Origin of the sequence: Leeuwenhoekiella sp. A16, assembly GCF_047946675.1 — a bacterium.
Classification (GTDB): Bacteria; Bacteroidota; Bacteroidia; order Flavobacteriales; family Flavobacteriaceae; genus Leeuwenhoekiella.
The window spans coordinates 3,209,858-3,230,148 of record NZ_CP172313.1; the positions used below are offsets into that span (position 1 = coordinate 3,209,858).

At 39.3% G+C, this 20,291-nt stretch carries 24 protein-coding genes; 18 read left to right on the forward strand and 6 right to left on the reverse strand.

The features are described 5' to 3' along the window. Positions 1 to 45: 45 nt before the first annotated feature. The 10 genes from ACH3O9_RS13995 (at position 46) to ACH3O9_RS14040 (ending at position 7,950) form a co-directional block, all read left to right on the forward strand. Positions 46 to 879 carry an RteC domain-containing protein gene (locus tag ACH3O9_RS13995; protein WP_416441491.1) on the forward strand — a complete coding sequence of 278 codons (834 nt, stop codon included), beginning with the start codon at positions 46 to 48 and terminating at the stop codon, positions 877 to 879. 276 nt (positions 880 to 1,155) lie between these two features. Beyond that, positions 1,156 to 1,434 carry a helix-turn-helix domain-containing protein gene (locus tag ACH3O9_RS14000; RefSeq protein WP_416441493.1) on the forward strand — a complete coding sequence of 93 codons (279 nt, stop codon included), beginning with the start codon at positions 1,156 to 1,158 and terminating at the stop codon, positions 1,432 to 1,434. Between the two features lie 11 nt (positions 1,435 to 1,445). Then, a complete protein-coding gene (locus tag ACH3O9_RS14005; RefSeq protein WP_416441495.1) occupies positions 1,446 to 2,174 on the forward strand; it encodes a hypothetical protein in 729 nt (242 codons plus the stop codon). Next, on the forward strand, positions 2,158 to 2,820 hold the full coding sequence (locus ACH3O9_RS14010) for an ATPase (RefSeq protein WP_416441496.1): 663 nt from the start codon (positions 2,158 to 2,160) through the stop codon (positions 2,818 to 2,820). The genes ACH3O9_RS14005 and ACH3O9_RS14010 overlap by 17 nt, the downstream gene beginning before the upstream one ends. A 161-nt stretch (positions 2,821 to 2,981) precedes the next feature. Then, a complete protein-coding gene (locus ACH3O9_RS14015; RefSeq protein ID WP_416441498.1) occupies positions 2,982 to 4,064 on the forward strand; it encodes a helix-turn-helix domain-containing protein in 1,083 nt (360 codons plus the stop codon). A 46-nt stretch (positions 4,065 to 4,110) separates the two neighbouring features. After that, a complete protein-coding gene (locus tag ACH3O9_RS14020) occupies positions 4,111 to 4,500 on the forward strand; it encodes a hypothetical protein (protein WP_416441500.1) in 390 nt (129 codons plus the stop codon). Positions 4,501 to 4,927: 427 nt separating this feature from the next. Then, positions 4,928 to 5,083, forward strand: a complete 156-nt coding sequence (locus tag ACH3O9_RS14025; RefSeq protein ID WP_416441502.1) for a hypothetical protein — start codon at positions 4,928 to 4,930, stop codon at positions 5,081 to 5,083. Between the two features lie 127 nt (positions 5,084 to 5,210). Continuing rightward, a complete protein-coding gene (locus tag ACH3O9_RS14030; protein ID WP_416441504.1) occupies positions 5,211 to 6,449 on the forward strand; it encodes a nucleotidyltransferase in 1,239 nt (412 codons plus the stop codon). A gap of 3 nt (positions 6,450 to 6,452) precedes the next feature. Continuing rightward, on the forward strand, positions 6,453 to 6,932 hold the full coding sequence (locus tag ACH3O9_RS14035) for a hypothetical protein (protein ID WP_416441506.1): 480 nt from the start codon (positions 6,453 to 6,455) through the stop codon (positions 6,930 to 6,932). Beyond that, positions 6,925 to 7,950, forward strand: a complete 1,026-nt coding sequence (locus ACH3O9_RS14040) for a CBASS cGAMP-activated phospholipase (protein WP_416441508.1) — start codon at positions 6,925 to 6,927, stop codon at positions 7,948 to 7,950. The genes ACH3O9_RS14035 and ACH3O9_RS14040 overlap by 8 nt, the downstream gene beginning before the upstream one ends. 105 nt (positions 7,951 to 8,055) lie before the next feature. On the opposite strand, the gene ACH3O9_RS14045 is transcribed toward ACH3O9_RS14040, so the two are convergent. After that, complete coding sequence (locus tag ACH3O9_RS14045) at positions 8,056 to 8,697, reverse strand: N-acetylmuramoyl-L-alanine amidase family protein (protein WP_416441510.1); 642 nt, start codon at positions 8,695 to 8,697, stop codon at positions 8,056 to 8,058. A 183-nt stretch (positions 8,698 to 8,880) separates the two neighbouring features. On the opposite strand from ACH3O9_RS14045, the gene ACH3O9_RS14050 reads away from it, so the two are divergent. From ACH3O9_RS14050 to ACH3O9_RS14085, 8 genes are read left to right on the forward strand one after another with little or no spacing between them, the layout of a single operon-like run. Next, complete coding sequence (locus ACH3O9_RS14050) at positions 8,881 to 9,168, forward strand: hypothetical protein (protein WP_416441512.1); 288 nt, start codon at positions 8,881 to 8,883, stop codon at positions 9,166 to 9,168. Positions 9,169 to 9,199: 31 nt separating this feature from the next. Beyond that, a complete protein-coding gene (locus ACH3O9_RS14055; protein WP_416441514.1) occupies positions 9,200 to 9,484 on the forward strand; it encodes a hypothetical protein in 285 nt (94 codons plus the stop codon). After that, positions 9,471 to 11,873, forward strand: coding sequence for a TraG family conjugative transposon ATPase (locus tag ACH3O9_RS14060; protein ID WP_416441516.1), 2,403 nt, complete (start codon positions 9,471 to 9,473; stop codon positions 11,871 to 11,873). Before ACH3O9_RS14055 ends, ACH3O9_RS14060 begins: the two co-directional genes overlap by 14 nt. Positions 11,874 to 11,877: 4 nt before the next feature. Continuing rightward, positions 11,878 to 12,504 (forward strand): conjugal transfer protein, encoded by a 627-nt coding sequence (locus tag ACH3O9_RS14065; protein WP_416441518.1) that lies wholly within the window; start codon positions 11,878 to 11,880, stop codon positions 12,502 to 12,504. Positions 12,505 to 12,506: 2 nt separating this feature from the next. Next, positions 12,507 to 13,349, forward strand: a complete 843-nt coding sequence (locus tag ACH3O9_RS14070; RefSeq protein WP_416441520.1) for a hypothetical protein — start codon at positions 12,507 to 12,509, stop codon at positions 13,347 to 13,349. A gap of 10 nt (positions 13,350 to 13,359) precedes the next feature. Next, entirely contained in the window at positions 13,360 to 13,974 is a 615-nt protein-coding gene (locus tag ACH3O9_RS14075) for a conjugal transfer protein TraK (protein WP_416441522.1), read from the forward strand. Beyond that, complete coding sequence (gene traM / locus ACH3O9_RS14080; RefSeq protein WP_416441524.1) at positions 13,964 to 14,890, forward strand: conjugative transposon protein TraM; 927 nt, start codon at positions 13,964 to 13,966, stop codon at positions 14,888 to 14,890. Before ACH3O9_RS14075 ends, traM begins: the two co-directional genes overlap by 11 nt. Positions 14,891 to 14,920: 30 nt before the next feature. Further along, positions 14,921 to 15,754, forward strand: coding sequence for a DUF4138 domain-containing protein (locus ACH3O9_RS14085; RefSeq protein WP_416441526.1), 834 nt, complete (start codon positions 14,921 to 14,923; stop codon positions 15,752 to 15,754). Positions 15,755 to 15,951: 197 nt separating this feature from the next. Here ACH3O9_RS14085 and ACH3O9_RS14090 read toward each other — a convergent pair whose 3' ends face one another. The 5 genes from ACH3O9_RS14090 to mobB all read right to left on the reverse strand — a co-directional run bounded on the left by ACH3O9_RS14090 (position 15,952) and on the right by mobB (position 20,290). Then, the gene (locus ACH3O9_RS14090) at positions 15,952 to 16,683 is read right to left on the reverse strand and encodes a type II toxin-antitoxin system HipA family toxin (RefSeq protein ID WP_416446698.1); all 732 of its coding nucleotides are present in this window, start codon (positions 16,681 to 16,683) and stop codon (positions 15,952 to 15,954) included. After that, positions 16,684 to 17,211: a hypothetical protein gene (locus tag ACH3O9_RS14095; protein WP_416441528.1), complete on the reverse strand. Its 528-nt coding sequence runs from the start codon at positions 17,209 to 17,211 to the stop codon at positions 16,684 to 16,686. Between the two features lie 5 nt (positions 17,212 to 17,216). Continuing rightward, the gene (locus ACH3O9_RS14100; RefSeq protein ID WP_416441530.1) at positions 17,217 to 17,504 is read right to left on the reverse strand and encodes a helix-turn-helix transcriptional regulator; all 288 of its coding nucleotides are present in this window, start codon (positions 17,502 to 17,504) and stop codon (positions 17,217 to 17,219) included. 162 nt (positions 17,505 to 17,666) lie between these two features. Then, entirely contained in the window at positions 17,667 to 19,250 is a 1,584-nt protein-coding gene (locus ACH3O9_RS14105; RefSeq protein WP_416441532.1) for a type IV secretory system conjugative DNA transfer family protein, read from the reverse strand. Between the two features lie 8 nt (positions 19,251 to 19,258). Further along, positions 19,259 to 20,290 carry a MobB family relaxase gene (gene mobB / locus ACH3O9_RS14110; RefSeq protein ID WP_416441534.1) on the reverse strand — a complete coding sequence of 344 codons (1,032 nt, stop codon included), beginning with the start codon at positions 20,288 to 20,290 and terminating at the stop codon, positions 19,259 to 19,261. Between the last annotated feature and the right edge of the window lies 1 nt (position 20,291).

The window sequence follows — 20,291 nt, forward strand, 5'->3', positions numbered from 1 at the left end:
ATAGCACAACAGCGATATTACTTGCTTTCCCTAAATACGGATGCTATGTTCGAGAAAACCCTGACTTCATTTATAAATAAAATCAACCGGATCATTCAGTCGGCCGATTCCCCCTTAAAAAGGGCGGAAAGGGGGATCCGATTGTGTAATGGTACTCTCTCGCAATTTCAAAATATTGTAGAAAGGGAGGACTTCGAAAGTGTAGAAGCAGAAATTGATTTCTTTCGCAATATCAAACCCATTCCGATGAGCTACCTGATCTATTTTACCGAGGTCAGGACCTGTGAACTCAGCATTCCCAAAACCGGGAACAGGCACCAGATTCGTTTTCTGGAAAAAGAAGTAAAAAAAATCAATAAATTCTTTTCCCAAAACAATGACTTTGTAAATTATATGGAGCAGTCCCATAACTATCTGGATCATCAGTTTTTCATGCGTAACAATTTGGGGAATTTTCCATTTGCACCTACGATAAACTACTATCAATATCCGGAATTCTCCACTTCTCATGACATGTTGTGGGCAAAAATCCAGGCGATGTACCGGTTTATCCACTATATAAGGGAAGGGCTGCAAAGGCTGCAACCGGACAGTAATAAAATTTATGCAGATAAGCAGCCCAGATTGTTACTATGGTCGGGCACGAAAACCGCACTGGTTGAGCTTATCTATGCAATTCATGCCAACGGGGATCTGAACCACGGAGCAGTTGAACTCAGCCGGGTGGCCACTTCTTTTGAGGATTTCTTCAATATCAAACTGGATAATTTTTACAAGACTTATTCAGAAATAAGGTCACGTAAAGGATCCAGGTCTAAATACCTGGAAAGCCTGATCACCCGTTTAGAAATTAAAATGAATCAGGATGATGAAAAATGACTTTTTCGTAGTGCTTCGTAACTCCGAAAATTAAAAACCATTCATTAATTAGGATTAAAATTTTGATTTTAGGTAAAGTAATCCAACTGGAAGGTGCTAATATGTACGAATTGTCCTCAAGAATTATGGACTGTTAAATGTTGACCTGACTACGCTGTTCCTACCGAAGAAAATCCATCATTCCTAATCAAATTTGTAGAACGAAAGTCAAATCGGGATAGGGGCTATCAACAAAAATATTAACCCGATAGCCCCTTTCTTTTAAACCGTTCTATTATGTCCGCAACTATTATTACCACCGATGATCTTCGGGAATTCAAGATGGAACTCCTGGATGAAATTAAAGCGCTTCTAGCAAATCAATCACCTGTACCTAGTAAAAAATACCTAAAATCCTCCGAAGTAATGGAATTACTTCAGGTAAGTCCGGGAACCCTTCAAAACCTGCGTATCAATGGCACATTGCCATACACCAAAGTAGGGGGTATCATTTACTACGATTCCCAGGAGATCCAGAATGTTATGCGCCAAAATCGTGTCCATCATAAAATTTGATCCTTCAAACCATGAACTATATAAAGTTACTCAATGCTGCTTTTGAGAAGTTCTTTTTTGATGATCGTCTCAATCCTTCCCATATCAGCCTGTATATGGCCTTGTTTCAGGAATGGAACAGCCACCGTTTTGCGGCTGAGTTTTATGTGAACAGGAGGGAACTGATGCGTGTTGCCAAAATCGGTTCAAAATCCACTTACCATCGTTGTGTTACTGATCTTGATTCCTGGAATTATCTTACCTATTTCCCCTCTAGTAATCCCTATAAAGGAAGTAAAATTAAGATGTTAATTTTTGGATCAAACGATGAACCGGTTATGGGACAGTACGATCCCATATTGGAACAGGTTGCGGAACACTACCGTCCCAAAAATGAACCGCTGGAGGACCAGCACCGTCCCGTCAGTGGACAAGTATTGGTACCTTATATAAACAATAACAAACAAGAAAACATTAATAAACAGCCAAAGGACAGGCAGGCTGTTTTAATTTTTTTTAAAGAAAAGGGTTTTAGTGCTGATGAAGGAAAAAAATTCTTTGCGCATTATGAAACCAGCGATTGGAAAACCAGTGATGGAAAAGGGATTAAAAACTGGCAGGCACTGGCTATCAGCTGGATGGACAGAACCAGGCCAAGCGAAGAAAAAAAACAAACACAAGGACCCCCCCGGAATGATACGTCCAACGGGCGGGACCATCTGCGAACCCCAAAAACCAAAGATTATGGTCAACCCCTCTAAAATTAGCGAAGGCGGAGTGGAATACTCCCTGGGGAAATTCGATGGCAAAAATGTTACTTATGATTTTCCGAAAATACTGATTTATCTCAATGCCAAAGGAAAATTGCTCTTCGGAGAAAAATTTAAGATCCATGATGAAGACAAAGACATCCTGCTCAAGCTCTGTTCCTATTTTATCAGGGATAAATCGAAATGTGAGGAGTATGGAATTGACATTGAGAAAGGAATTTTACTTTCCGGGCCTGTGGGATGCGGTAAAACCAGTTTGATGAAATTGTTACGCTATATTGTGCCACTGCAACGCCCTTACGAAATGATCCCTTGCAGAAATGTGACCTTCAGCTTTAATCATATTGGTTTTAAAACCATTGAAGAATTTGGTAATACCAAATTTTTCTGTTTTGATGACCTAGGCATTGAACCCCCTGGAAGATTCTATGGCAAGGATCTTAATGTAATGGGGGAAGTGCTGTTATCCCGCTATGAACTTTACCAGCAGACCAAACATAAAATCAAGACCCACGCCACCACCAACCTAAATGCTGAAGAATTGGAAGAACGATATGGAAATCGTGTACGAAGCCGGATGCGTGAACTGTTTAATTTGATTGCGTTTGATAAAAGGGCTGGGGATAAGAGGAAATAAATAGTTAAATACAAGCTTACAGTGTATCTAACTGTCGCAAACAAACCTGCCTTAATTTAATTAAAATGACTTATTCACATAAGTGTTAATAACTAAATCGTATAGTAATTATTATTATTATTATATTTGCTATACGATTGTTCTAAATCTACAATTAAATAATGAATACAATAGGATCCAAAATATCTGATTTAAGGAAACAAGCGAATATGTCGCTACAAGGTCTTGCTGACCAAGTTGATGTATCTAAAGCAGCAATACAACAATATGAAAATGGGTCTTCAATGCCGGGTAATCAAATCCTAAAAAGAATTGCCACGGTTTTAGGGGTAGATTTTTGGGAATTTTTTAGAGTTCCAAAATTTAATATCTCTATTGAATCTGTAAAATTTAGAGACGGAAATAAGCTCAATAATGCTACAGAAGAAGAAAATGAAGTTAAAAAACACGTTCTTTCTATTGTCAAAAACTATTTAGAATTAGAGTCTATTATTGAAGCTAAAATTGATTTTGAAAATCCAATTGAAGACTTTATTGTCCATAGTAATGCTGATGTAGAGAAAGCTGTTAAAAAAGTAAGAAGAAAATGGAAGATTGGTAATGCCCCTATTGATAGCCTAACAGAACTGTTAGAAGATAGGGGCATAAAAATTATTGCACTAGAGAGGGATACAAAATCTGGAGGCTTGAGCGGTTGGGTAAATAATATACCACTTATAGTTATAAATAATTCGGGAGCGCATAAAAGAGAAACAACGCGCAAACGGTTCACCATTGCCCACGAATTGGGGCATTTGTTGATGAAATTTGATATAACGAATATAAGTGAAGACCTTGAAGAGATCTTTTGTAACAGATTTGCAGCTGCATTTCTTTTTGTTGATGAAGTTGCATTTGAAAAATTTGGAAAAAACAGGACTTCTATTTCTCTTGGGGAATTAAAAGATTTAAAGGAAACTTATGGAATATCTATTCAATCGATAATATTTAGGTTAAGTAGTTTAAAATTGATTGATGATACTATTAAACAAGAGATTATTAAAAGTTACGACCTGTTGTTAGATAATGGTGATGAACACTTTGGAAATTATACCAAAAGTGAAGAAGCACCAATAAGATTCCGAAAATTAATAAGAATTGCGTTAACCGAAAAAAGGATTGAAAAAAATAAAGCTTCAGAATTAAGTGGCATACCGATAGATGAATTACAGAATTTAGCAATTAAAAACTTTGATTTAATATAGGATGTTTTTCTTCTACGACATAGAATATCTCTGCTGGTTAAATTCCTTGAAGCAATTAGATTTAATTGAGGAAGACGGACTCAAAATTCTAGTTCCGGAAATGCACCTTCAGAATTATGGTCTAGCAATACGAATGCAAATTCAAGCTATTAGCAATAGAAAAGTTTTAGATATAGTTGATTGTGACGGTTTCTATGATTTCCTGACGCAATATGATTTGTTTGATAGTAGATATGGAAAAGGATTTTTGTTCCTTCTACATTGTGCAAAGCAGAAAAATGGAATTGTAATTATTGGAGATGACAGGAAATCACAATTACAATTATGTTCTAATCTAGAAATAAACACATTAAGTATTGCAGAGTTTAGCAGTAATGTGATTCGCAATAAAGATTATTTAGTTTTTATAAATAAAATAAGAAGTGAAATGTTATAAAAAAAGCTGATACGTTTGAGGTACCAGCCATATACTTTAAGATATAAATATCAGAAAGATTTTTGTTTAGCGACACAAATATACTAGTTCCTCGGTGTATTTCAAATTCTTCACGATATTTTCTTCTATAAGTACTTGGTTTTACCCAACTCCTACAAGAGTTTCGCATCTGCTATTATTAATTTAATACTCCAAAGAATGGCTACAAACGGCAAGAGTGGTGATAACCGCAGACACGGAGCTGTAAAAAACAGGTCCCAAGTTAAAAATCCCAAAACGGATATTTGGGTAAAACGTGATTCCAACACTGGTAGGTTTATGGACGGAAAGACTTCAAGCAATACCCCTTTCAAGGGTATAAGAAAAGAAAAATAAGCTCACTCCCCAGGGCTTGATGTTGGGGCATTATATAATTTAAAGTTCTTTTATGAATTCTATAAAACTTACAGAAAAAGGGTTAAGTATTTGCCATAAAAATAATTGCGTGAATATCAAGGGTGATTTTGCGAAAGCTATTGTTTTTGGGCTTGCAACAATTATCGTTATAGGTGGTATAGCTGCAATTTTGAAGCAACCTAACTGATAATACAATTATGGTGGCTTTATATTAATTGAGTCACCATAATTAATATAAAAAATAAGTCAATTTTTTGCGCAATTAAAGTACTAGTTGGTTTCAGAAATTGATCAAAACTCTTAAATAAAAAATTATGAATGAATTGTACAAAAATGAAATCAACGAAATACTAGAAATTCTGGGAGAGAATCTGGACATTTCTGAAAGTCAATACAAAGCCGCTGTAAAAAGTTATGAAGCAGTTGGGGATTGGCTCTCTAAAGAAAGTTCCACATTATACCCATACTCCCCAAGAATAATTCCCCAAGGATCGTTTATGCTTGGCACTATCACTAGGCCTATAAACGAAGAGGACGATATAGACATCGACCTCGTTTGCAAATTGAATGGGAAGCCATCCCATTGGACTCAAAAACATGTGAAAGATGCAGTTGGTGACAGGCTCAAAGAGCATTCCGTCTACAAAGATATGCTGGAAAGTCTAGACGGAGGAAGAAGATGCTGGACGCTCGAATATTCTGATGAAGCCAACTATCATTTAGATATTCTACCATCTATTTCCGATAAAAACTTTACCGTTTTACTTAATGAATCATTCAATAATTACCAGAATTTAGACGCCGATAAATTAGCAATCCGAATAACGGATAAAGAAGATCTTTTTTATTCTGTAATGACCCATACTGAATGGTGGAGAAAATGCAATCCTTTTGGCTACGCCAAATGGTTTTTTCAAAGGGCCATATACAGTTCGACAAAAATGTTCGCGCTCAGCAAATCCGTTGATCCAGTACGACCATTTCAGAAAGAAAAAATGCCATTGCAAAGGGTAGTCCAACTTTTAAAGAGACATAGAGATATGATGTTTTCATCGGATGAATATGATAGTGAAAATAAACCCATTTCCATCATAATTACCACTTTGGCAAGTAAAGCGTATAACAAAAGCGAAAATATTGTTGATGCTTATGTCAATATTGTAAGTAAAATGCGTAGCTATATTGAAACTAGGCTCAACGCGAAAACAGGGCAATACGAAAGATGGGTAAGTAACCCTATAAATAACGAAGAAAATTTTGCTGATAAATGGTCGGAGGTGGCTCAGAAAGAAGAATACTTTTATGCTTGGTTGGATAAATTAGAAGAAGATCTAGCTACAATTCAATATGGTCAAAATAAAGGTCTTTTCAGTTTGAATGAATCATTATCGGCACAATATGGTAATAGGGTCGTTAATAAGACGTTTGCTGAGTATGGCGAAAAAAACAAGATTTTGCGTGAGAATGGACTAAGAAAAATGGCAGTTGGGACAGGAATGCTAGGGAGTATCGGTAAGTCAATACCCAACCATAACTTCGAGGGTAATAAATAGAAAATGAGTAGTAGGTATTTCAAGTCGAATGGCAAAAGAACTCTTAAAGGGTTACTCTCTTCCGAACATCTTAAAAAGATCAAAGTAGATTTTCCAGAAGTTAGAGTTGTCAAAAACACTTGGAATAGCTTTCAAATTATTTTAGAACTCCAACCTACGGCAATAAGTGAAAAATATCAGCTTATGGTTATCTATGAACAAAACAGATGGGTTAAAGCTTTTGTGGTGAATAAGGAATTAAGGATTGCCGCGAATAGGTCAAAGCTACCACACATTTATAACAGTAAGGAACAACAGATTTGCTTGTACTCGCCCAGCAAAAAGGAGTGGGACGGATTTAGCTACATTGTAGATACAATCATTCCTTGGGCAAGTGAGTGGCTTTACTATTATGAATTGTGGCTACCTGAAGGCAAATGGTACGGCGGCGGCCACAATGAATACCCCAATGAGGACAATACAGAAATATTAAAAAATGAATAAGAAAAAGTTTAAAATATTATCGATTGACGGAGGTGGGATAAAAGGAGTCTTCCCAGCAATGTTTTTGATGCTTTTAGAGGACGAACTAAAAAATCGTTCAAATGGCAAAACCAAAATCTATCAACATTTTGACTTGATAACAGGTACATCTACCGGTGGTATTATTGCTATTGCTTTGGGATTAGGGATTTCTGCAAAGGAAATCTATAATTTATATTTGGACAATGCAAAAGAAATATTTGGCAATAAAAAACCTTTCTTTTTTGGGCAAATCCGAAATTCGGCTCACGAGCGCAATTTTCTTGAAACGTTAGTTCGTAATAAATTCAAAGAAGTAAACGGTGGAAATGACCCAAGGTTAAAAGACTGTAAAACCGACATTTGTATTCCCATTTATGATTTGATTCAAGGTAATCCCAGGGTGCTTAAAACTAAGTACCATCCAGCCTTTGAACAGGATTATCACATTCCTGCATACCAAGCTGCAATGGCCACTTCTGCCGCTCCTACATATTTCGACCCCTACACATCTGATTATATTGATTTGAACGGGACCAAAAAGGATTTTTCAAACAAAGTAGATGGAGGTGTGATGGCCAATAATCCGACATTGGTTGCTTTTTTGGAAGCTACTAAGGCTTTTAAAGTTGAGATGTCACAATTGGAAATACTCTCTTTGGGTACGGGCTATAAAAAATTTACAGATGGTAATTCTAGGAAAAAGTGGGGGCTTTATTATTGGATGAGAAAAGATAAACGCCAGAGGCTTATTGATTTATTTATGCAAAGTCAATCTCAACTCGTCGCAAATTATATTAGTCTTCTGTATCAGGGAATTGATAAAAGAGAAAAAGACAATCCAAATTTTGTCTATGATAGAATTGATGTTCAGCTTAACGAGGATAACTTTATTAATATGGACGAAGGCGATACAGCCAAAATTAAAAATTTCGCAGAGTTGGCATCAATCGAGTTCCAACATAATAGGAGCTCAATTATTAAAAAACACTTTTATTAGACTAGAATTTTGCAGTCTATATTTTTTTAATGGAAAGTAGTAATTCATTAATAAGGCTAAGCAAGAGCCGCCTCATAATAATGAAAACTTTTTTGAATAATTCTTTCATCTTTTTTGCTGTAATTGATTGTTAAGGAGGTAAGCCAATATTTTATTCTGATTTGAATGATTTAAATAGCGTGATTCATCCACATTGGACAGAAACCCCAACTCCATAAGCACAGAAGGATAAAAATCAACAATTTCCCGTAACACCTGAAAATTAGCAAACTTCACACCTCTACTCTCAAACCCTAACTTCTTTTTAATTTGGTTCTGCAATTGATAGGCAAACCAAATAGATTCCTTGGAATATTCAGAGTAGGTTTTGCCAACATATACCTCAATCCCTCTAGCCTTTGAATTGTCCGAATGATTGCAGTGCAGGGAAATAAACAAATCAGCATTCAGAGCCTTGCCCAGTTTAGTTATATCCAATAACGAAATAAGCGTGTCACTATAACGGGTCAAGTATATATCCGTTGGTGTTTCTGACATTTCGTTAAGCCTTAAAATTTCCAAGGCAATATCCAATACCACATCCTTTTCTTGAACGCCATTTATACCGATGGCACCGGAATCTTTTCCACCGTATCGAACATCAATTACGATTCTTTTTTGAACTACCGTTTCCTGCCTAAAAATGATGCACATTTTTAGAGACAAAATCACAAAACTGACGTTTTTAAGGCCTTTTTTCAATTTCACTTTTCATGATATTAACAACTTACCTTCCGAAATTCATAGAATTTAATCTCAAATAATACCATCGGAATTCAAAGCAAATCAATTAATATTTTTTAAATAAATAACTGTATATCAGATATTTATAATCTAATATATGTATTTTTTCAATACCAAAAATGAATTAAAAACTTGAAAATCATGGTTATGAAAAAATCAATCTATCTGATAACTTTTATGTTGTTGTCCTCAACATCATTATTTGCACAAATCGGCGGGATAGAAGAGTCCGTTAATGATATTTCTGATACTATAAGAGGCATCTTCCCGATTATCCTGGGTGTCATCTTTCTTGTTGGCTTCCTCTTTAATGCAGGACATTTCTTTGGCGAGAATGCCGACCTAAAAAAAGGGATTACCCGTGTTCTGGTCTTTGTCCTTATTGCAGGTGCAGTGGTTGGAATTTTCACTTACCTAATCTCAATCGTAGTCTAACCCACTAAGTGGGATTTATTTACCTAGCTGTATGAAGAAATTCGAAATCTATAAAAACATCAGGAAACAGGCGGTCATCTTTGGGCTGCCCATTTCGCTATTTGCTTTGATGATGGTTTCCATCCTTGTTTCATTGCTGGTCATCATTTTTTCCTTTAGTCTGGGTATGGTGATCGGGGCTTTGGTTATTAATTCCGCCTTATATATAGCCCTTACTCGAATAAACCAGAATCCACAGTTCTATCCCAAGGTCAACACTTTTCCAAAAATTATCAGTAACAAAAGAAATTCGGGATTTGATTATGAACAAGATTAATCTTTCGGCATACCAGCCCATCGCAGATATTCAGGATAACATCATCTTTGCCAATAACGGCAACGTGGTTATAGGTTATAAAGCTGTTTTACCTGAGATTTATTCCTTATCGGAAAAGGATTTTGATGATATACACGGAGCCTGGTTCCAGGCATTGAAATCCCTGCCCGTAGGGACGGTGGTTCACAAACAGGATCTCTATCTGAAGAAATACTATTCTTCTCAGAAACTGCCCAAAAACACTTTTTTGGAAAAAGCGACCCACAAGCATTTCAAGGGACGTGAGTATATGGAACACCGTTGCTTTTTGTTCTTTGTTTTGACCCGGAACAAGGCGTTGAACAATCCAAAATATGTCAATCCTTTCCGTAAAGTTTCCAAAGGGATCATACCAAAACTGGATGATAATGTGGGCAGTTTTATACGGGCAGTCAGGGATTCAATAGCATTCATCAATAATAGCAGAAAAATAGAACTTATTAGGCTTGAAGCCAATGAAATCCAGCTAGTCACACATGCTTATTTCAATGGTTTCAACCAAGGCTATGATACAGACATTTTATTTGAAAATAAAAGCGTCCATATCGGCGAAAATCATTTTGATGCCCTGGCCATCAACAGCGAACTGTGCTTTGGCGAAAGTGTACAGAGCAGCAAGACCAATGAGCGTTTCACTTCTGATGATTTTGTATTTCATCAGGGTTTTATTGATGGCTTAGGGCTTACGCTGAACGAAAACCACATCGTCAATCAAATCCTTTATCTGGATGACAACCAAAAGTGGCGCAGGCTGCTTGATAAGAAGATCGAAGAATTGAGCAAAAGTTCAAATTTTGGTTCTCAAAATAAGGTAGTGCTTGGAAAGATCCAGCATATCCTGGACCAGATCAATGCCGATGATAATTCCCGAATCATCCGCGGCCATTTGAATATTGTGTATTGGGACCGGGAGGCCGGGCACCTGGATCGCATTGCTGCTAAAATAAAAACAGTGTTTAAGGAGCTGGATATCATTCCTTATTATCCCAGGGGCGAGGAGCGCAAGAATTACATATTGAACAGCTACTGCTGCTTTTCTTCCAATTTTTCAAATCAGGATTTATATGTTACCGATTTAAAACACGCGCTATGCCTGTTTATCAACAATACCAATTACAAGTCTGATGATACGGGTATCATCTTCAATGACCGGGAGCATAACATACCTGTCCTAAAGGATATATGGGACGAGAAAAAGAAGCGGATAAAGGCCAGGAACTTTGCCATCTTCGCGCCGACGGGCGAAGGCAAATCCTTTCTTGCCAATAACATATTGCGTCAGTATTTTGAAAGCGGTGTACGGCTGGTCATTATCGATTTGGGCGGTTCCTACACCAAATTTGCCAAACTTTATCCGGAGAAATACACAGTACTGCGTTACGAGAGCGGTAAAAATTTAGGCATCAACCCCTTTTATATTAGTGATACCGCTGATCTCACAGCGGAACGGCTCGAGGATTTATCGGTTTTCCTTTTTGAACTATTCGCCTCTGATTTTAAAGTGACCAAGGCACAATCCGTTTCGCTCAAAAAGATACTCCGCCATTATTATGAGGGTACACCGGGCAATCATTCATTAAACGGCTTCTGCCAATACATCGAACACAATCAAAATGACTTGCTGGGCCGGCTTAAAATCCATCCTGACTACTTCAATATCACCAATTTCCTGCATGTAATGTCGGAGTATGTTGGCGATGGCCTATACAGCTTCCTGTTTGAGGTCAGTGAGGACCAGACCTATAAAATCGAGGATAAACGCCTGATCGTGTTCGAACTGGATGAAGTAAAGGATAATAAGGAAATTCTGTCCGTGATGCTAAAGCTGATCAAAACCGCCATTCAGCGCACCATATGGAAAAACAGGGCTGAAAAAGGCATTATCCTTTTCGATGAATTTGCCAAGCAGCTCAAGTTTGAAAATGTCCTGGAAAGTGTGGAGTTTTATTATCAGGCGATCCGTAAGCAGAATGGTGCAATCGGGATTATCCTGCAATCCATCAATCAGTTGCCGAACAACTCAACTTCAGCGAGCATACTGGAAAACACACAGGTTATCTACAGCCTGAACAATGAGAAAGGATACGGTGAACTGGTCAAACGCCTCAACCTCTCCAGTCATGATCTAAACCAGTTAAAATCCATTCGGAATAATCTGTCCGGACCGCACAGGTACACGGAAATGTTCATCAAGATTGGGAAGGAAAGCAACATATTTCGGTTGGAAGTCCCCAAAGAGGTATATGCCGCATACCTCACGGACGGTAGGGAAAACGAAGAAATAATGAGGCTCTACCAGGAGCATGGGGATATGGAAAAAGCAATCACGGAATTCACTTTTAAAAATTAATAGTATGAAATATTCAACACAACTTCACACATATGCCAACCATTTAATCGGTGACAGCAAAACAAAAATTGCAACGCTCGCAATGGTACTCTCTTTTATAGTACCGGGTTCTGTTAGCGCTCAGGGAATGCCTGTTTATGATAACACCAATTTTGTAAGCCTGGTAAAATCCCTGGCCGAGTCAGCAAAGCAGACGTCACAGCTCCTAAAAACCGTAGAATTCCTTAAACAGCAAAAGGAAAACCTGGAAAAGGTCAACCATGTGGTCAAACAGTTAAAGGCGGTACGTGAGATAGCCAATAATAATGAACGCCTTATCCAGGCAATGCAAGGGGATCTCAGGGATATTTTAAACTCTCCCTATATCAAAACGGAAGAAGTCGCACTCGTTTCCGAATCTTTTAATGCCGTGATCGAAAACTCCCTGGAGGCGATGGACTTCATCGACCAGATCCTGTCCAGCGATTATCTAAAAATGAGTGATGGCGAACGTGCCCAGATTTTAAAACAAAAAGAAGAAGAATCCAAAGAAATGGTCTCCGATATCACGATAAAGACAAGACGTTATCAATATATAATTTCCTTTCGGAAAATGCAGGATAAAATAAATAACCGGGAAACTGAATATTAATTATGGCTGTGGCAATCCTATTGGGAATCGGGCTGGAATATGTGGATACCGTATTCCAGACCATACAGGAAAGCAGTTTTTCGCAGTATACCATTGCGGGCATGAAAACGCTTGCCGTCCTGTTTTTCCTGATCAATATTCTTAAAAAGTACAATGAGGGTATTGCTGATAGTGGGGGGTATACCTGGGGATTAAGCCCCGGGGAGCTGGCCAGGAATTTTGCTGTGGTGCTGCTGGTTATTTTTTCGACGCAGATACTCGGATTATTTGATGGAATTCTCGTTTCCATTGAAGCCCAGTATCGCGGAACAGCCCCGGCACTGCTTCCGCTACAAATGCAGGATATTCCCTTAGAGGAAGAAGTAACTCTTTTAGATGCTGCAAAAAAAGCAATGACCCTGCTCTATGAAGCTTTGGTGACCCCGCTTTATGGGTTTAAAATAGTTGCTTTTATCATCGGTATTTTCCTATGGATTTTAGACCTGTTCATTTATCCGTTGTTCCTTGCAGAGCGCTTCTTCCTGTTAGGGCTTATGCAAACCTTTTTCCCCTTGGTCATGAGTCTGGCCGTCTTTGAGAAGTTCCGATCCTTGGCCTATACGTTTTTTAAATTATATGCCGCGGTCTATATGCTGGTGCCTGCATTTTTTCTGGTAAATGTTTTTGTCAACGCCCTCTATACGGAAATCAACAGCAACTTTTGGGCAAATCTCTTCGGTACGGATGTGGGGCAGGGCTTTTTTTCACCCGTTGTACAGCTGGGTTCGGTGGGTTTTATCGTCTTTTTGAAGTTCAAGCTGTACAGACGGGCCACCTCTTTTACACTTCGATTATTTACCAATTAACAGATACGGAATGCAAACTCCTTATAAGAACATTTATGCAATCTTAAAGTTGAACCGGTTTATCGTTCTGGCGGTAGTCCTCTGCGCCTTTTTTTCCAGTACGTTTTCGGTTTGGATGGCATTTACCCTCAATAAAAAAGCACTCAATAGTGCCTTTGCCATAAATACGGATGGTAGTCTTATCCCCTTGAAACTCGTTGCCCAAAAGGAAAACTTCAGGGTGGAGGCCCTGGCGCACCTGGAACTGTTCCATACTTACTTCTATAATATCGATGCCGGGAATTACGAGAGAAACCTGGAAAAGGCACTTTGGTTGGGTAACAGCTCCGTGGACAACCTCTATCGTCAAAAGAAGGCCGATGGCGTATATAACCGATTGTTGCAATATTCCCTGATACAAAAGGTAGTGCGTATCGATTCCAAAATCGAAGAACAAAACGGGAAGTACAGCTTCAGAACCACTACCATTTTTGAAATCAACAGAGGTTCCATCATTGATACCTATGAACTTATTTCCACCGGCAATTTGATCGTTGTTGACCGAAACTTTCCCCACAATCCCCACGGGCTGTTAATTACAAATTATTTTGAAAATTCCTTAAAGAAAATTTCTGATGAAAGTTGAAAAGAATAAAATAGTATTTGCAGCAGTTCTTGCGGTGATTGTCCTATTTCTAATTGCCTATTCGTTGACCCTTATGGACAATAAGGAAGGCGAAAATGAAAATCTGGAACAGGTACTGGTACCTGAGATTGAGGAAAATCAAAAGCAATATGATACAAAATTGGATGCTGTCAATGATTTGAAAGAATTACGTGAGAACAACATACCGAGCATATATGATGAAAAGCTGATTGATTCCCTGGGCTACTATGACCGTAATCTTCCTGAACAGGAAAAGGAACGTTTGGCAGATAGCATCTATTCAGGTACCATTAATTATTTCAACAAAAGCTATGAGCATGTGGGTGAGGGGGAACCCTTTTCCAGTGCTGTTGAGGAAATAGATTCCACAGTATTTAAAAGGGAGCAGGTAATCCAGGCCAGGGAGCTTGGTCTGGAACATCAACTATTCTTTGCCGCTGCCCCTAAAGCCAATGAGATTTCGGGGCAGGAAAACACAGAAGCCACCATTTATGCGGTGGTTGACGGGGATCAGGTAGTCAAGGCAAACAGCCGATTGCGCCTGCGCCTTTCCCAGGCGGCTGTCATACAGAATAAGCGAATTCCAAAGCATACATTGATTTTCGGATTTATCAGCTTTCAGCCCAACCGGGCCTTGATTGAGATTGAGAACATCAACCACCTTCCAACCCACCTCAAAGCCTTCGACATTCAGGATGGGAGTGAAGGGATCTATGTGGAGAACAATTTTAGGGCAGAAGCTACGCATGAAGTTGTGGATGACATGATAAGCGATATCAATATCCCGAGTGTACCGCAGGTGAGTGGAATAACCAAGGTGCTCAAACGTAACAACCGCAATGTAAAGGTTACAATCCTCAATAATTACAAACTCATTTTAAAGCCAAAGCTATAAGCCCCAAAGGGCATTTTAAAACGCACCCTTATGAAAAGACATCTATTTATTGTAGGCTTACTCTTGGTTTGCTCTTTCACTAAAGCGCAAAACCATAATGTGGTGGATACCCTATATGCCAATGACCAAAAGAATGTCGCACTTTTTTTTCCGCAGCCCATCAGGCAGGGGATAACCGGTGCGGAGAATTTTGTATTCACTTTCAATCGGGAGCAGGAGCAGCATTTAGGGCTTTTACAAGCCAAACCGGGGAAGGAGAGCAATCTGCTGGTAATCTCCCGGGATGGTTCTGTTTATTCCTATATTTTAAAGTATAGGAAACAGCTGTCAAGGCTCACTTATTTTATACCCAAAGCAAGCTGCATTGGAAAGGAAAATCCGATAGGGAAAGATTCGATAAAAATTTCCAATGCCAGGGCAGGTATTGAAAGGAAGAACCTCTATTACCAAAAACTCTGTTCCTACCTGATTAAAAAAAAGCAGCGCATTGGCAGGATCAAAAAGCGGAAGGAAGGGATTGTATTGAGTGTAGAGAACATTGTATTTGACAAGGAAGAGCTTTATTTCGTAATAGGGATCAAGAACACCTCCACCCTGGACTACGATTTGAATTTTCTGGACCTTTCGGTGCAAACACGACAAAAAGGGAAAAAGAAGTCCGGCCAGCGGGTATATCAAAAACCCATATTCAGGTATAGTTTACCTTCAAAAATCAGGGAAAATGAAAAGGTAAGGCTGGTTTATGTGGTACCAAAATTCTCATTGTCCAATGATCGGAGGGCTGTTTTGGAGCTCAACGAAAAAAACGGCGAACGAAGTTTAGAACTTAATATATCCCACAGATTCATCAACAACCCGAATTAGATTCTGCAAACAAAAGGTGCTATCAATTACCCAAATAGGATTGACTCGATAGTTATATAGTCATGGCTTACGCGCCGGATTTTACTAAATCAAGAACCACGGGCCAAGCCTGCCTTTGTCGGCAGACAGGCCCATGAGGTATGAACCGGAAATTTATGTTTTATTCGAAGCATCCCGATATTTATCGGCACAGGAAATTAAACCCTGGAGGGATTAAAAGCTTTTTCCATGAGTTGTTGTTCCAAGTCTGGGATTCCCAGTTTTCGGGCAACGGTTTTCCATGTCCTGACCACAGCTAGAACCTCATTCAGTATAGTCTTCATTTCGTTATCGTTTAACCTGAAAAATGCGCCCACATTTTTTGCCAGATCAAAATCCAGTGCATTATCATCCATATCAATATTCAGGTACAAACCCTCCTTTTCAATAGAGGGGTTTAAGTCATAGGCCGGAGACAATATCCATCCTTTTGAGATTAGTATAAAACCGTGATTCCTCAAATGGTCATCTGTATTTGAAATAGCGATGTTAAATACTATTCTGCGCCAGAGCTGGTGCAGGTTTGCTTCTACGTTGCAACCATAAGTTTCGATAAACTCAACTATTTCCAAATAACTGGGGCTGCCATCCCGGATAGTATCTTCAGTGTTCCCGGTCATTGTCATCGCCGAGGCAAAGTGGATACGATTCCCATTTTCCCTGTCGAAACGTTTCGTTAGAAAAGTATGCTGTGGGCCGGTAATTTTCTCAAGCCTGGATTCTGCCATTTCAATCCCTGCTGCCACTGCGAGTTTATAAGCTAAAAATTCCCAGGCTGCTTTATCAATGGTATCCGTTTTGGAAGGGAACTTTGCAATCCATAGGTTCTTATCGGCATCCAAAATATTTGCTTTCGGCCTGGCGCCCCCCAGCGATGACCCTGGGGCAATCTACACAGCGATCCATTTTCTAAGGGCCTCATTTTGGTCATCATTTTCCAACTGATAGACCGCCTCCTGAAGTTCAGCGAGTGAGGACCAGGGAGGGGTGGGGTTTTGGTCATCATTATCCAAAAAAGGACCATCCATTTTTGTTTTAAAGCGTAAGGCCCCCATCCTGCTTTCGTCATACACCCCCAGCAGATAATCTATTTCATAGAGTGTGGCTGGATTTTCCCCTTTCGCCCGGGCATCCTGTGCTGCCCGTCTTTTCATAAGGGTCTTACCCCAGGTATCCGGCATACTGTCCAGGAAGATCCCAAAATTCTCTTTATTTATGGGATATTGTGGTCCTGAATAGAATGCGATATCGGGATCCAATAAGCGGTGTGCCTCCGTTTGTAACCAGGCTTTCTCATACTCAAAGCTAAATGCCTTTTTACCTTTGGCAAAATGGGCGGAAAGCACACCTATACAGGTAGGTTCACCCAGCTGCGCCCAATCCGCAAACACATAGATATCAAATTTTCCTTTTGCCATACCATTTATAATAAATCAAGATCCTGTAATTTTCTGCCAAAAGCATCATCCACTGCCAACTTAAGAAAATCATCCTGCAGGTTAAGCACTCTAAAAACATTAAAATAAAGCCCTATTGCAACTGCCGGATCCCCTTTTTCTATACGATATAGGGTAGCCCGGTGAATCCCTGCCCGTTCGGAAACCTGTTCGGTTGTTAGCTTCCTTCTTTTTCGGGCGAGTTTAATATTTTCACCTATTTGCTCAAAAATCCTTCGATATTTAGGAAGTACAATAGCTTTTCTGGAATTCATAAAGTCGCTTATTTACAACAAAAAAAAATATATTTGTAGTTAATTAGCAACATTCATAAGATTTAGTAGAGTCATCGAGAGCCGAAGGTAAAGTTATAAATGGTATACATCAGTCGATTTACATCTTTAGATGCGGAAAGCTAAGAGAAGAAGCGCGATCCATTAATTAAATATTGAGTGCGCCTCCACATAAATCTTTTCAAAATTCTCCTCCAGATCCAGGTTTGAATACGGTTTCTCCAATTGCGGAAGTTCCCTTTGGATTCTTTGCAATTTAAACTGGATCTTTTTATCGATTCCATCGGCATAGGTAATGAATTCGCCCGGTTTCAGACGAAAAAAGACATCAGCCCTGATCTTTGGGATTTCCTTCTCCCCGGTGGTAATTCGGGTATCAAAATCCAGGTTATGGCCACGACTGACACTTTTAGTGGGGTCTTTAATAATCTCAAAAAAGCGTTCATAATATTTAGCGGTATCCGGGTCATTTACCTTTCCGAAAAACTGATAGGAAAGGTTGCTTAGGATGGCCTTACTAGCCTTATCACCATACATCATATCATTTTGAATTTTGTCCTGCATGACATACACGGTTGCTATATTATAGCTGCGCAGGGTGGCTGGAATCCGATGCATATTGAGCAGGCGTATGGTTGGTGCTTCTTCCATCAACAGGAAAGATGGTTCTGAATGGCGCACACTCATCTGTTTGATAATAGAATGGATGATGGTTGCAATGACCGGGGTATAGGAGGTTTCGAATTTTGGATTGTTCACTATGGAAATGACGGCCGGGTTCTCCGGATGATTGATATTCAGGGGTATTTCATCTGCGGACAAAGCCATAAAAATGCGTTGGGTACTTATTCGTTTCAGCGCATTGGCCAGGGTGCTTTTAACGCCAGCGGTCTGACGTTCGGAATCCTTACCACTGATAAAGGCATCTGCCATCGCTCTGGAAGTGGTGTTCGATTCCAAAAAAGCGACAAGGCTATCGGTGTCCAAAAATTGATAAATGGCAATCAGATGGGGGAGGGTACAATACTGGGGATAACTGGATTTCAGCTTCCAGATCAGTCCTCCGATTAAGCCTTCGGCCGCATCGTTGAAAAATTTGGTAGTTCCGGTAGGACCTGATTCCCGCTGTTCCAGGAGGTTTTCGATAAGCACACGGGACACCTCATTTACGCTCTCCTCATTTTCAAGATAACGTGGAGCAATGGGATTGACCCTGTGGATGATCTTATCAAAGGATATGACCCTAAAGGGAACATCTCCATTCTTAAAAAGCGGGTAGGCCATTTCGGTTAGTTCAAAATCCTTATAATCATGAATGATCCCGCAAAAACCTTCTTTTTGAAAATGCCTGAGAAAGCCATACACAACGCTTTCCGTTTTACCACTCCCTGCAGAACCGATAATTGAAGCCCCTCTTTTTATATTCTCAAGGATAAAAATCCCTTTGGTAGTTGGAAAGCCTACGCGGTATTTGGTATCACCACTTTTAGGATTATCCGTTTTATGGAGGAAAACATAGAACAGTATATTGATCAGTAGCAGGGGGCAGGCGAAGTATAGGATGTTTAAAACAAGGTTGCTTTCTCCGGAAATACCATACAGCAGCATGGAGAGTATCAGGATATTCAAAGCAAATGCAAATCGTGTCACCCGGTACAATCCACAAAAGAGCATACTGGACAGACCAATAATCGAGAGTACCATAATAGGATTATTTATTTCTATCATTTCTTCAATTAGATTCCTATGGAACTTGATTTTACAGCCACATCAACCCCTTTGAGCAGCTTATTAAATATTTTTAGAGCAAGCTGGGCCTGGGTAACGGGAATGCTCGGCATGATCGGGACCCCTGATTCTCGTAATAATTTAAAGGCAATGGCCTTTTCAGTTGTGGGTAATTTCATAAGTGCTGCAAAATAGATTTTGTGGTTCCTGATAAAATCTTTTCGGGCATTATAGGTTTCCACAAAATTTCGTTGATAGCCAAAAGTTCTGTCAAAAGTCTTTTCGGCATTTTCAAAAAAAGTATCCCGGTCGAAACCTCTTTTGATATTTTTTCCGTGCATCTGAACCTGTGAGGCTTTGTATTTGCTTCCCGGGGAAAGGCTGATGGAATTGGAAGCATCCTTTCGGCTTACAATGATGTGGATATGGCTTTGATTTCCTGATTTTGCCATCCCCTGCACGATCCTTTTCCCATCTTGTTGGTGTGGGGCCTGGCGTTCCAGGCGGGCTATTTCCTTATTCCTTTCTTTGATACTGCCAGGCATAGAGCCCTGTTCAATCTTTCGGATTTCATTTTTCAGCTGCAGTATTTTCGATGCAAAGGGTTGATTTTCTCTGACCTGTTTGTCCGTTCCCTTGAAGGTTCGTTGGTGCTCGATCTTGGCGTAATATTTAATATCATGGAGGGTCAGCGGTCGCCCATTGATTTCCCGATTGAAGGATGCCACATAGTCTTTCATCAGCTCACGGGTATACTTTTTTAAATCTTCGTTGCTGTTCTGTAGTCTGTTTAATTCATATTTCGACGGACTTACAGTAATCGAATAAAACTTAGGTTCTTTGCTTTTGAGCTTAGAAGTGTTTGCATCGATTTCATGAATAACTTCTTGAGCAGGGATCTTATCATCATATTGATTAAAGAAATACTCCTTATCCTTTGGTTTCAGATCTTGATTTTCTTTTTCGAGATATCCCACAAAATCCGCTGAACTTTTGGAGTAATTACCTCCCAGTTTTTGTGGGGTGATTGTGATATACATG

Bases quoted from the DNA above. Each gene is read 5' to 3' on its own strand.
- ACH3O9_RS14035 (WP_416441506.1), top strand. From the start codon at position 6,453: ATGAGTAGTAGGTATTTCAAGTCGAATGGCAAAAGAACTCTTAAAGGG.
- ACH3O9_RS14095 (WP_416441528.1), bottom strand. From the start codon at position 17,211: ATGGCAAAAGGAAAATTTGATATCTATGTGTTTGCGGATTGGGCGCAG.
- ACH3O9_RS14015 (WP_416441498.1), top strand. From the start codon at position 2,982: ATGAATACAATAGGATCCAAAATATCTGATTTAAGGAAACAAGCGAAT.
- mobB (WP_416441534.1), bottom strand. From the start codon at position 20,290: ATGTATATCACAATCACCCCACAAAAACTGGGAGGTAATTACTCCAAA.
- ACH3O9_RS14105 (WP_416441532.1), bottom strand. From the start codon at position 19,250: ATGATAGAAATAAATAATCCTATTATGGTACTCTCGATTATTGGTCTG.
- ACH3O9_RS14030 (WP_416441504.1), top strand. From the start codon at position 5,211: ATGAATGAATTGTACAAAAATGAAATCAACGAAATACTAGAAATTCTG.
- ACH3O9_RS14025 (WP_416441502.1), top strand. From the start codon at position 4,928: ATGAATTCTATAAAACTTACAGAAAAAGGGTTAAGTATTTGCCATAAA.
- ACH3O9_RS14050 (WP_416441512.1), top strand. From the start codon at position 8,881: ATGAAAAAATCAATCTATCTGATAACTTTTATGTTGTTGTCCTCAACA.
- traM (WP_416441524.1), top strand. From the start codon at position 13,964: ATGAAAGTTGAAAAGAATAAAATAGTATTTGCAGCAGTTCTTGCGGTG.
- ACH3O9_RS14065 (WP_416441518.1), top strand. From the start codon at position 11,878: ATGAAATATTCAACACAACTTCACACATATGCCAACCATTTAATCGGT.
- ACH3O9_RS14040 (WP_416441508.1), top strand. From the start codon at position 6,925: ATGAATAAGAAAAAGTTTAAAATATTATCGATTGACGGAGGTGGGATA.
- ACH3O9_RS14055 (WP_416441514.1), top strand. From the start codon at position 9,200: ATGAAGAAATTCGAAATCTATAAAAACATCAGGAAACAGGCGGTCATC.
- ACH3O9_RS14010 (WP_416441496.1), top strand. From the start codon at position 2,158: ATGGTCAACCCCTCTAAAATTAGCGAAGGCGGAGTGGAATACTCCCTG.
- ACH3O9_RS14005 (WP_416441495.1), top strand. From the start codon at position 1,446: ATGAACTATATAAAGTTACTCAATGCTGCTTTTGAGAAGTTCTTTTTT.
- ACH3O9_RS13995 (WP_416441491.1), top strand. From the start codon at position 46: ATGTTCGAGAAAACCCTGACTTCATTTATAAATAAAATCAACCGGATC.
- ACH3O9_RS14060 (WP_416441516.1), top strand. From the start codon at position 9,471: ATGAACAAGATTAATCTTTCGGCATACCAGCCCATCGCAGATATTCAG.
- ACH3O9_RS14085 (WP_416441526.1), top strand. From the start codon at position 14,921: ATGAAAAGACATCTATTTATTGTAGGCTTACTCTTGGTTTGCTCTTTC.
- ACH3O9_RS14070 (WP_416441520.1), top strand. From the start codon at position 12,507: ATGGCTGTGGCAATCCTATTGGGAATCGGGCTGGAATATGTGGATACC.
- ACH3O9_RS14000 (WP_416441493.1), top strand. From the start codon at position 1,156: ATGTCCGCAACTATTATTACCACCGATGATCTTCGGGAATTCAAGATG.
- ACH3O9_RS14075 (WP_416441522.1), top strand. From the start codon at position 13,360: ATGCAAACTCCTTATAAGAACATTTATGCAATCTTAAAGTTGAACCGG.
- ACH3O9_RS14100 (WP_416441530.1), bottom strand. From the start codon at position 17,504: ATGAATTCCAGAAAAGCTATTGTACTTCCTAAATATCGAAGGATTTTT.